Genomic DNA, 10156 nt, shown 5'->3' with positions numbered 1-10156 from the left:
TAGAACTCAATCGTTCGGTCCACGCGCGCAACACAGAGAACGATGTGATCCAGGCCAGCAATTTTCATGGTTGCCCCCTTTAAATGCGACGCGTCGCGCCGTCGATCGACCAGATGTAGATCTTGAGCAGCACGGCCGGGTGATAACCGGGCCGACCGGTGCAAGCGGGGCGAACACCTTCGAACCCGAGTTCTTGAAAGTCCAGTTCGTCGACGAAGGCATCGACCACTCGGACCGAGTTGTCCTCCGCGATGAAGTCGTCGAGGCACTCCGGCAGCAAGGTGACCTGAGTTCGGACCTCTCCCTCGATGAATCGCTTCATGTGACCCCTCTCGACGAGTTGCCACAACTTAGGCGATTCGCGTTAGTCCTTCAACCGTTTTCACACAGCCTCGCTGCTGAGCCGTCTTTGGCGACGGCCAGACGACGGCGCGTGTAAACCTACGACTGGCCGGCGAATGAGCTCACGCGCGGTAGTCGCTATTCGCAGTACACAGAACTCTTGCAAGTTCTTCGAGAGGTCCCCATGACCCTTCTTGATGGAAATCCTGGACATCTTCGGATCCGCGGGAGAGTGCCTTCGGCGCTCTGGCTCTGGGCATCGCTCGCGACCGCTCAACAGCTGCCTGAACCGCCACGGGCAGCGCCGCATCCGGCCGAAATATCGCAGGGCACAACTGCGCCCCGATCGGCTGCTGATGGCGAGAACTCAACCACAATCCCTCCGTTGCAAACACATCCAAGCCCTACTGCCGCCTCGAACGCGCAACGCGCAGCGCGTCAACCGGAAGGGCTCGGTAGTGATGGCCGCGGGCCGCAACTGTCCACTGAGCCGCCATCAGGCAAACCTAGGAAGGTCACCAAGCCGCTGCCGCCCTGAAGGGCGTTGGAGCATCGGCAACCAAATGCCGGAGAAGACGAAAAAACGCCCTCGCCAGTGACGGCAAGGGCGATGGACGTCGGTGGTCGACCTTGGAGAACAAGGGGGTTAGAAAGGACGGAGGGCCATCAGGTTCCACGAGTGATGGGCGTTTTTTCCGCATATTGATTCGCCGCGCAACACGATTGCTGTCGCCAGCGGAACCACCGCGGCCCGCCTCCGGGCGAACTTCGTACGCCGATGCTTTCCGACGGCTTCTCGCTCCGGACCCAATCAAAACTATGAGCCGCCTTAATTCGTCGACGCCCGGCAGTTACGCCCCGCTGTCGCGATGCGCGATCGCCGAGGCTGACGCCCTGCCTCGCCCTCCTTCGGCCCGGCCGCCTTTGCGGACTCGTAGGCCTCTATCTGCTCCGCTTTCGCAAAAGTCCTCCATTCCCTGCGCCGCCACGAACTCGGCCTGGCGGCGCCAGCGACGAGGTGTGCGAAGGGAAGGCCGGTATCATCCGAGCCGTTCGGGGCCTGTGTTCGCGCTTGACGGACGCCGCAAACTCGTCGCGATCGTGCGACGCAGGCCCGTCGCCCCCAAGCCGAAGCGAATGGTGCAGCTTCGGTGCGGCCCGACTTGGCCGTTCTTCGGGCCAGCAGGCGCCCCGTGTCGCTTGGTCACCAGAACCTCCACCACGGCTTCGGCGGCGCGAGGGATTGCAGCGGTTTGAATTGCTGCAGCTGCTTTCACGCCGGCGCCTTCGGCGCTCGACTTCAAAGGCGTGCAACGCCAAACGCGCTTTTGTCGCCACGCAGCGCCTGCGCGCGCCAGCCCTCGGCGAGTTGCTCCATGCTCTCGTCGTCGAGGCTGGCGATCTGGGACGGCGTGGGCAGCGTGGTCATCGAGAGCAAAGATAGCGATTAGAAGCTGGACAGTTGGGTGTCTTACCAACGCGTATAGCCGCAAGCCTGAACGACCCGCGGCCCATAAAGACTTTCGCGTCCACACAGATCCATCCAAACCAGCGACTCTTCAAGCCGCCCCCTTGAGTGCGACCCTAGCTCACTGGCCACCCAGCGAGAGTCAAGTGCTTCCCCCGCCGCGCGCGAAGGCTCAGGGCCACGACAACCATCTGGCATACACGAATGTTTGTGTTTACTTCGTACGCCGCGTGAGGGCCGGGACAGCGCGACACGCTGAGGGCGGCCAAGAACTGCGGTCTTCGTGATGCGGCAGGCCGCGGGAAGTGGCCACTGTCCGGGCCGCGGATACCGCCGTGCCGCCTCGCGCTGGAAGCACCATGGCGGCCCGTTTCCGAGCGGCCAACCGGTTCAAGTCAGGTCAGGAATCAGTCCGGAGCTAGCCGAACGACGGGCGCTTGCCACAATACGAAAAATGATACGGAAATGTTGTCGCATCGTGTCGGAAACGATGGCCGACGACAATCCGTCGTGGGTGCGACCGCTAGATCCGGCAGAAAGCAAATGTTTCACGGATTTTCAACGTCACTGATTTTTTCCTTATATGACAACGGGTTAGTTAACTTTTTTCGTGTCCGCGCGAAAATGTTTCACGGAAACGACCGTTGTGAAAGCTGTTTCGAGCTTTACGCGCTAAATGGATCGATAATTCGGTTACTTAGTAACCAAACCCTGCCATGATCGATGCCCCATTGAACGCCCTCCCTTCGCTTCAAGTGCCGGCAAGCGAGGCAGGACTCCATCTTGTGCCCGACCCCGCCCTGGGCGCTGCTCGCGGCTGGCCGCCCGTTTGCTCCCTGGCGGAACTGGGCAGGATGCTGACGATGATGCACGGCCACGAGGCGCCGACCGAGTCGTCTTTGAAGAAATGGAGCGCCAGCGGCGAGTTCACGACGTGCGGCGCGCCGGAGCAATCGCTCAGCCACTTTTCACTCGCAGATGACGCACTGCGACAGCCTCGACGTGGAGGGCGGCCAGGGCTGAGGCTCGACACTCGACTTGCAATACGCCGCGTCTACGAACTGTGGCCACACCTTACCGACACGGGCTCGCAGGCCGTACTCGACCTGGCGGTCGCCCGAGCCACCGAGAATCTCGAGTCTCGCCTCACGCACCTGATCGCAATCGCGCCGGCGCCCTCCCCGTCTGTTCCGGCCGGGCCAGAACCTGAGGCGGAGATTCTGGGGGAACTGCTCCGGCAGGTGGTCTCGCTGCGCCAGGAAATGGCCGAGGTGAAACGGGAGGTCGCCCAGTTTTCGGCCATGCGCAACAACCTGATCACGAAGCTGGATGATGCCGTCGCCCGTGCGCAAGAAGCTATCGCGGTGGGTTCCGGCCGCTCCGGAAGTGGATCAGACCCGCTGGTAGAAGCGCGCCGCGACCGGGACATGGGCGTGGTGAAATCGATGCTTAGTGAGATCCTCTCCACGCTAGACACGGAGAATCGCGCGCCGTAGAGGCCTGGCGACGATCAGAAACAGTCGCCGTGTGGCCCCTCCAAACCCTCCTCGTCCCCTACGGGCTGATGAGCGGGCTTGTCCAACACAGGGAGGCCGCTTTCCAAGCCAGCCGAGGTCCATGGCTGGTGGAATGCGACGCTTGCAAAAGCTCTCTGAGAGTGGCCACCATTGTCGGTCTCGTTGGCCGCTTGCGGGTGTGGGGTACTGTACCCCACCGCCCCTTTCTTGAGCGGTCCCGGGCTTGGGGTACCGTACCCCACCGCCCTCTCTTGATCGGTTCCGGGCTTGGGGTACCGTACCCCACCGCCCTCCTCTTCACCGTTCCGGGCTTGGGGTACCGTACCCCACCGCCCTCCTCTTCACCGGGTCCGGGCTTGGGGTACCGTACCCCACCGCCCTCCTCTTCACCGGGTCCGGGCTTGGGCTCCGCCTCCGGCGGGCCAAAAAAAAGCATCCATACGGATGCTCTTTTCTACGCGGTGCCCGCTTCACTCATTCTTGACGAATTTCTCCAGCAGTTGTGCCAACTCCTTTTGCCGGACCTCACTGAGCGCGACGTGAATGCGGATCGATGGACGCCCTGCGTGATCGACCTTTAGCGTCGCGATCTTCGTACCCTCGCGATCGAATTCTTGGACTGAAGCATCCGATTGAACTCGGACGGCCGGTGCCTGCGGAGCCGTCAAGGCCCCGAAGATCGCCTTCGGGGTCATCGACCCCCGCTCAGCAGTAATCTTTGCAGCCCTTGCTTCAAGGCCTACCGCGTCCTTCGTCTGGGCCAAATTGAATGCGGTAGCCCAACGAAACTGCAGGTCCAACGGAGAAGCAAAGGCTTGCAAAACGACCTGCGGGAGGCGCGCCAGCACCAGGGCCTTCGACACATTTGCATGATCGACCCCGATGGCGGCAGCCATTTGCCTCAGCGACGGGTACAGCCCTCTATCCAGCGCACGCGCGTACATGACGCCCTGCTCCCAAGCCGAGAGATCGGCTCGCTGGCGGTTCTCGCGCTCCATCTCCTCGAACAGCGCCCGATCATCCAGGTTGTCGACGAACACGAGGACCGGCAAGCCGAGTTGCAGACACGCCTCATGCCGACGATGGCCGAAGACGATTTCATACGCCGGCCCCTCGCCCGGCGAAGCAATCGCCCTCACCTTGATAGGCTGGATGTTGCCGCCCGCCTCCTTGATCTCCCGCTTCAAGTCTTCGAACTCGGCGTTCTGGAAGCTGGACTCATGGCGGTTCGCATACTCACTGCGTCGGATCAGGAGCGGGTCAAGCAGCCGAGTCGCCTTGACGCCATCCCAGGTCCGCAGTTCGGCGACTGCGTCGCTCAACCGGCCTTCGAGTTCGACGGCCTTGGCCGCTCGCTCGCGCAACTGATCGTTCTCGCGGAGCAATTCAGATCGCTGATCGTTGGCCAGCGCCATCATTGCGCCAGGCGCAGTCTTGGGTTTCGCCGCTTCCGGGTTCGGTGTCGAAACCGGCATCAGCGATGCGAAGTCAATCTTGGAAGCCTTGTCCTTGAGACCCATCTCAAACCCCCGATTCCAGTGTCTGGCGTTCCTCGACCTGGCGGGCCCACACCGCCTCGATCTGCTGTTCGATCAGTTCGCACATTCGGTCGTACGCAACCCGTGCACGGGAAAACGTCTTGGAATTCACCGAACCGCGCGGCAGGTCGTACACCGTTCCGAATTCCGCGCTCGCCGTAGCCGCCACGGCGGTCTTCGGAATCTCGATCGGGAGCACTTTGTCCCCATAGCCTTCCAGCACCCATTGCCTGACGACCGAGCTGGCCGTATCCGAGGCCTCGACCCGCGACAGAAGGACATCAATGAATTCGAAACTCTTGTCCTTGCCACGGCTGCGAACAAGCTGATTGCAGAGATCGGAGAACAGGTCCCAGAACTGCGCCGAGCTGGCGAAGTCGAGCGCCGAAGGCGGCAGCGGCATGATGACGCCGTCGGCCGCCATCAGCGCATTGATCGTCACGTAGCTCAGCGATGGAGGGGTGTCGATGACGATGACGTCGTACTGTTCGCGCGTGAGGTCGAGTCCGCGGTCCAGCACGCGCCAGAACTCGAAGCCCGGGTCCTTGGCCTGGCGGGCCGGCAGGTGAAATTCGGCACCGTAGAGGAGGGGGGCCGCGCACACCAGATCGATGCCAGGCCAGTAGGTCGGGCGAATCGCATACTGAAGGTTGTCCTCCTCCCCATTGAACAAGAGCAGCGCGGTGTGCTCGGTTTCAACCTCGGCATCTGGAAGGACACCGAACAGCGTGGTGGCCGAGCCCTGCGCATCCAGGTCCAGCAGGAGCACCTTGTGACCGCGCATGGCCAGACCTTGCGCCAGCGTCACCGCCGAGGTCGTCTTGGCGACGCCTCCCTTGAAGTTCGCGACGGTGATCGTGATGGCCGCAGCGCCTTCGGGCCGCAGATGATCGGAGCGCAGTTCGCGCGCCCAGACTTGGGCATCCTCCATCGACCATTCGCGACTGTTGCCATGGATCTCTCCGCTCGGCAGGTCTCCCCGGGTGAGGCGATAGGAGATCTTCGACTTGTCGACGCCGCACAGCTCCGCCAGTTGCACGGCCTTGAGCGTTGGCGCAGACTTGGCGGCGGTGGGGGCCAGCATCGCCGAACGGATGCGATCCATCATGCCGGCGACCTTGTGCGCCTGGTGCTCGATGTCCTCGAGGTTCTGTCGACGGATGGTTTGCTTGATGTCCACGAATTCTGCCTTGGAAATTTGAATGTCGTGCGATTATGCCAACCACATGCGAAAAAACGAAGAATCTCCGCTGCAGCGCACGACGGAACCCCGATGAAGTGGGGTTTGGGGACTTTTGGAGGTCATAAGACGTCTCGAGATTAAATAATATTTAATACCTTAAAGAGATTAAGCGCCGGAGCGATTTCGATTTTCTCCATATAAATCAACAACTTACAGCCGTTTTTTCGCGTTGGCTGTCCAGGTTTTAATCGCTAGTGTCCGGGTTTTCATCGGATCTGTCCGCAGGGCTATCGTCAGCGTCCGGACTTCAATCGGCCGGGTCATAGGTTATCCACAGCCACCCGCAGCCGGCCTGAAAAGGGGCCAATCAACGCTGAACAGCGCAATGTCCAGGTTCTGATCGCCCGGAAATCACCCAAAAGCGTGCGTGAAGAGGCGAAGTGTCCGGGTTTGAATCGCCCTCGAACGGATCGCCCGTGACGCTCTCCAGGTGAACTGTCCAGCTTTTGATCGTCTTCTGGGGGTCGCGTTGGCTTGTCGGAGGGCAGGGCGCCGTGCGGGTCCAATTGCCAGGACCCTTTTTGACTTGTGTCCAATCGGAATTGGACATACGATCGCCCTATGACCAGCCAGCAGAATCTCGCCGGCTCTGGCGCGGACGATGCGCTCGAGCTGCGCAAGCCGCACGAGATGATCGTGATGATGCCGCGCTCAGCGCGCGTAACGCTGACGGGCCGCCGCATCTATACGGCGCTTCTGCAGATTTCTCAAACGCGACTCGTCGCCATGCCGGCGATGCCCGCCGCCGACTTCATGTTCGAAGCGCCGCTTGCTGCCATTCTGCGCACGACAGGTTCCAGTGGCAGCGAGCGAACCGCGGCGAAGCGCTATTTGCTTGAAATGCGCAGCCTTGAGGTGGACTGGGAGTCGACGGCTCCGGGCGACGGCGTCAAGTGGCGCGGCTTCTCGATGCTTTCGGAAGTGGCCCTGGAAGTGCGCCGCGGCGAGAACTGGGTCAGCTGGTCCTATCCGCCGACCATCATGTCCGCGTTGCGCGAGCCTCAGCGCTGGGCGACCATTGATCTCGAGGTTCTCGGGAAGCTGGGCTCCTATACGGCGGTCGCACTCTACGAGATCTGCATCCGCTACCGGGACAATCCGAGCGGTGTCACGAGCCGCAAGCCTGTGACCTGGTGGGTTGATGCGTTGAGCAACGGTCCGGGGCCCGAAAGGCGCGAATGGCGCAAGTTCAAGAACGAGCGCGTCAAGGAAGCGATTGCCGAGATCAATGCCGACACGGATCTCGAGATCGAGCTTATCGAACATAAGCAGGGGAGGCTGATTCACGAAGTGCAGTTCGCGGTGCGCAAGAAGCGCCATGCGTCCACGCCTCGGCTCGCCACTGCGCAGCAACCCGTGGATGCCAACCTTGTGCTACGCGCCGAAACGCTCGGGATTCGGGAAATCAAGCTGGAAGGCCTGATCAAGGAGTTTGGCGATGACAGGGTGCGTGACCAGATCGCCACGCTCGAAAGGCGTGCCGCCAGCAAGTCCCTGCGCGCGGTCGAGAACCCGTTCTCCTACCTGCGCTCGCTTCTTCGCAATGAGACAGAGCCCGCAGCGCAAAAGGAAGAGGTAGCCGGGGACAGCCCACCGCCGCCGGTTGATCCAGGGCCGGCGGTCGAGCCCGTGCCCATCAAGTCGTCTGCATCCGAGGGTTCAGGCTGGCTGGGCGAGCAGATCGAAGCAATGAAGAAAGAGGTCGCGGCGCTCGAGCCAGCCAAGCTCAACAAATGGGTCAATAGGGCCCTCCAGGACCTGGCACGCAAGGGCCTCCTGAATGCGGTCATCAGTCGCCGGGCAGCCCAGGGCGACGTGCTTCACGGTCTTCTGGGTTCGGCCGTCATTTTTGCCTATGCGGACGCCACCTACGGTCCCGACTGGAAGGTGGACAGGCAGTTGTTTGATGCAGTGGAGCCATCGGGCAAGTGAAGAGCACAGGTATGTGTCTGCCGTTGTAGGGCAAGGCAGGGCAGGGCAGACAAGGGGAGGAGGGGAGGGCAGGCGCCTAACAGAACGCCAGGCCTCTGTGCGAACAGTGACCGCTCACTTGTATTTCGATCCCCTGCGAGGACGAAGGGTCCGAGACTACCGAGCGGGAGCACGGTCGCAGGTCCTCAACCGTGCCCCAGCGACGTCGGCTGCGTCACAGGCGATCTCCACACAAGGCTGCGCTGCTTTTTTGGAGCGTCCCGGCCCGCCAAAGCGAATGATTGCTTCGGTGGGTACCCGTGCTACCGGGCCAGGGCCGCGAGCCTGTTCCTGGCGCTCTGGAGCAAGCCCCCGCGGTCAATGGACGGCTTCGCCTTGGTATCCCCCTCAGCGATGAGTTCCACTACGGAGCCAGCTTCCAGCTTGAGGTGGAGGTTGTCACGTGCTGCGAGGACGGCGAACCTTTTGCCCGAGATCACTTGCACCTTGAGGTGCCGTCCAATGGACGCTGAGAGCTTTTGGCACGCCGCAGCCATTTCCGACTCATCGGGCACCAGTTCGCCGTGGACCACCAGCAGTTCGACAGTGGCATCCGTGTCCTCGCCGAGCAAGAAGGCGCGCAGTACGGAATTCTTGAACTTTGAACGCAGCATCGCGCGGATGGGCTCGGCTGCGGCAAACGACTTGAGAGCAATGCTTCTGAGCTCCCTGTAGAAGACAAACGACGTGTTCACGCTGACGGTGCTTGTTTCGTCCTCGTTGGCGTTGTGTCGGCTCAAGATGCCGCTGCCGATGAGATGCTCCTGCGTCCGCTCAACGTCGCCCGCATCGAGCTTGGTCTTCTTGGCGAGTTCGCCGACTGAGAACTTGCTGTTCGGTTGTGCGAATACGATCTTCAACAGCTTTTGGACTTCGGGGGATAGGAGGAAATCGGCGGCGCTCATCTGGCTGGCATCAACTAGGAATGCCAGATTATGGTGACTGCCTGGCTCGCCGGATGAGCTTTGGGCAGCACCCGAAACGCGATCTGCTGAAGAGGAAAGTGGAAGTGGCTCGGCCCATTGCATCGACGGCGTGCGGCGCACCTTTGTCCTCTAGCAGCGGATGACAGTGACTTGACGTAGAGCTAAAAGATGGATATCTTTTAGATATCATTCAGGAGCCATCACATGCCTGCCCGCGCCACCGTGAACCAGATCGCCTTTCGCTACCGCCCGGTCGATAGCGCCACGGGGGTGACGCGCGAAACCGCCAAGCGTCTGGCTGAATACCTCGGCGTCGATGAGACGCAGGCGATCCACCATGCGCTGCACGAACTGGCCGTGCGTGTGCTGCCGCAATACGAAGCCGACGACGGTCCGATGACTGCGAGCCAAATGCGCCAGATCAAGAAGCGGGCGCCGCAGGGTGTCAAGCGGTCGGTGCGTTCGAGCTTGTTCGACGCGGAGACCGCATGATCCACCAGTGGTGGGGTGAACCCACTGCTGGCGAAATCGTTTGGTGCCACTTCCCCGACGACATTCATCCCCGCCCGAAGCCACGCCCCGCGCTGATACTGGCCGTCTTCGACGACGATGATCCGCAGTTCACGGTCCGGGTGGCCTACGGCACCAGCCAGCGTACGACGACGCTTCACCGGGGTGAGTTTTCCGTCCTGCGTGAGCGGAATGCGGCGGCCTATGCGGCGGCGGGCGTGAGCTATGACACCAAGTTCGACCTCAAGCAGGCACTGGATCTGCCGTACAGCACCGAGTGGTTCTCGGTACCGCCTGCTGCGCCCCACGGACAGACGCCGAAACTGGGGGTGCTGCACCCGTCCCTCGTGCGCGCCGTGCAGGCGGCGTTTCAGGCGGCTCGCGAGTGACCTGATAGCAGGTCACTCGACGGCACTCGCGTTTCCGAGCATGACAGCTATCTCTATCCATCAGATTGATGGCGCAGAAACAAATGGTTCTGCGGGCGTCAGTCCTGACCCTCGTGCTCTGACAGCCGGCTGCGGCCAAAGGCGGACTCTCTGGCGCTACGCACACCATCCATCTAAAGCCACCATCATCTCCGACCATGACGACATCCATTCGGCGGCCCCAAGTTTGCGTTCTCGGTAGTGCCGAACCGG

Annotated in this window: 8 protein-coding genes and 1 pseudogene; 4 read left to right on the top strand and 5 right to left on the bottom strand. The window is 61.6% G+C overall.

Annotated elements, in window-relative coordinates; all coding sequences use genetic code 11:
* Nucleotides 1-109: 109 nt before the first annotated feature.
* Together QTH90_RS31390 and QTH90_RS31385 are read right to left on the bottom strand one after the other, a co-directional pair.
* Nucleotides 110-322 (bottom strand): annotated as a pseudogene (locus tag QTH90_RS31390) (transposase); the annotation flags it as partial.
* 1320 nt (nucleotides 323-1642) lie between these two features.
* Nucleotides 1643-1771 carry a hypothetical protein gene (locus QTH90_RS31385; RefSeq protein ID WP_286668507.1) on the bottom strand — a complete coding sequence of 43 codons (129 nt, stop codon included), beginning with the start codon at nucleotides 1769-1771 and terminating at the stop codon, nucleotides 1643-1645.
* A 755-nt stretch (nucleotides 1772-2526) separates the two neighbouring features.
* Between QTH90_RS31385 and QTH90_RS31380 the strand changes: the two genes are divergently transcribed.
* Nucleotides 2527-3306, top strand: a complete 780-nt coding sequence (locus QTH90_RS31380; RefSeq protein WP_286668506.1) for a hypothetical protein — start codon at nucleotides 2527-2529, stop codon at nucleotides 3304-3306.
* Between the two features lie 491 nt (nucleotides 3307-3797).
* On the opposite strand, the gene QTH90_RS31375 is transcribed toward QTH90_RS31380, so the two are convergent.
* Both QTH90_RS31375 and QTH90_RS31370 read right to left on the bottom strand, forming a co-directional pair.
* Nucleotides 3798-4847 carry a ParB/RepB/Spo0J family partition protein gene (locus QTH90_RS31375; protein WP_286668505.1) on the bottom strand — a complete coding sequence of 350 codons (1050 nt, stop codon included), beginning with the start codon at nucleotides 4845-4847 and terminating at the stop codon, nucleotides 3798-3800.
* A gap of 1 nt (nucleotide 4848) precedes the next feature.
* Nucleotides 4849-6045 carry a ParA family protein gene (locus tag QTH90_RS31370; protein WP_286668504.1) on the bottom strand — a complete coding sequence of 399 codons (1197 nt, stop codon included), beginning with the start codon at nucleotides 6043-6045 and terminating at the stop codon, nucleotides 4849-4851.
* Between the two features lie 624 nt (nucleotides 6046-6669).
* Between QTH90_RS31370 and QTH90_RS31365 the strand changes: the two genes are divergently transcribed.
* Nucleotides 6670-8040, top strand: coding sequence for a replication initiation protein (locus QTH90_RS31365; RefSeq protein ID WP_286668503.1), 1371 nt, complete (start codon nucleotides 6670-6672; stop codon nucleotides 8038-8040).
* Nucleotides 8041-8342: 302 nt separating this feature from the next.
* Here QTH90_RS31365 and QTH90_RS31360 read toward each other — a convergent pair whose 3' ends face one another.
* A complete protein-coding gene (locus QTH90_RS31360; protein ID WP_286668502.1) occupies nucleotides 8343-9125 on the bottom strand; it encodes a hypothetical protein in 783 nt (260 codons plus the stop codon).
* An 84-nt stretch (nucleotides 9126-9209) separates the two neighbouring features.
* On the opposite strand from QTH90_RS31360, the gene QTH90_RS31355 reads away from it, so the two are divergent.
* Both QTH90_RS31355 and QTH90_RS31350 read left to right on the top strand, forming a co-directional pair.
* Nucleotides 9210-9497, top strand: coding sequence for a hypothetical protein (locus QTH90_RS31355; protein WP_286668501.1), 288 nt, complete (start codon nucleotides 9210-9212; stop codon nucleotides 9495-9497).
* On the top strand, nucleotides 9494-9904 hold the full coding sequence (locus tag QTH90_RS31350; protein ID WP_286668500.1) for a hypothetical protein: 411 nt from the start codon (nucleotides 9494-9496) through the stop codon (nucleotides 9902-9904). Before QTH90_RS31355 ends, QTH90_RS31350 begins: the two co-directional genes overlap by 4 nt.
* Nucleotides 9905-10156: the final 252 nt, after the last annotated feature.

Source organism: Variovorax flavidus (genome assembly GCF_030317145.1).
Lineage (GTDB): Bacteria > Pseudomonadota > Gammaproteobacteria > Burkholderiales > Burkholderiaceae_C > Variovorax > Variovorax flavidus.
The sequence above is the reverse complement of the archived record's forward strand: the minus strand, read 5'-3'. Positions and strand labels throughout refer to the sequence as shown.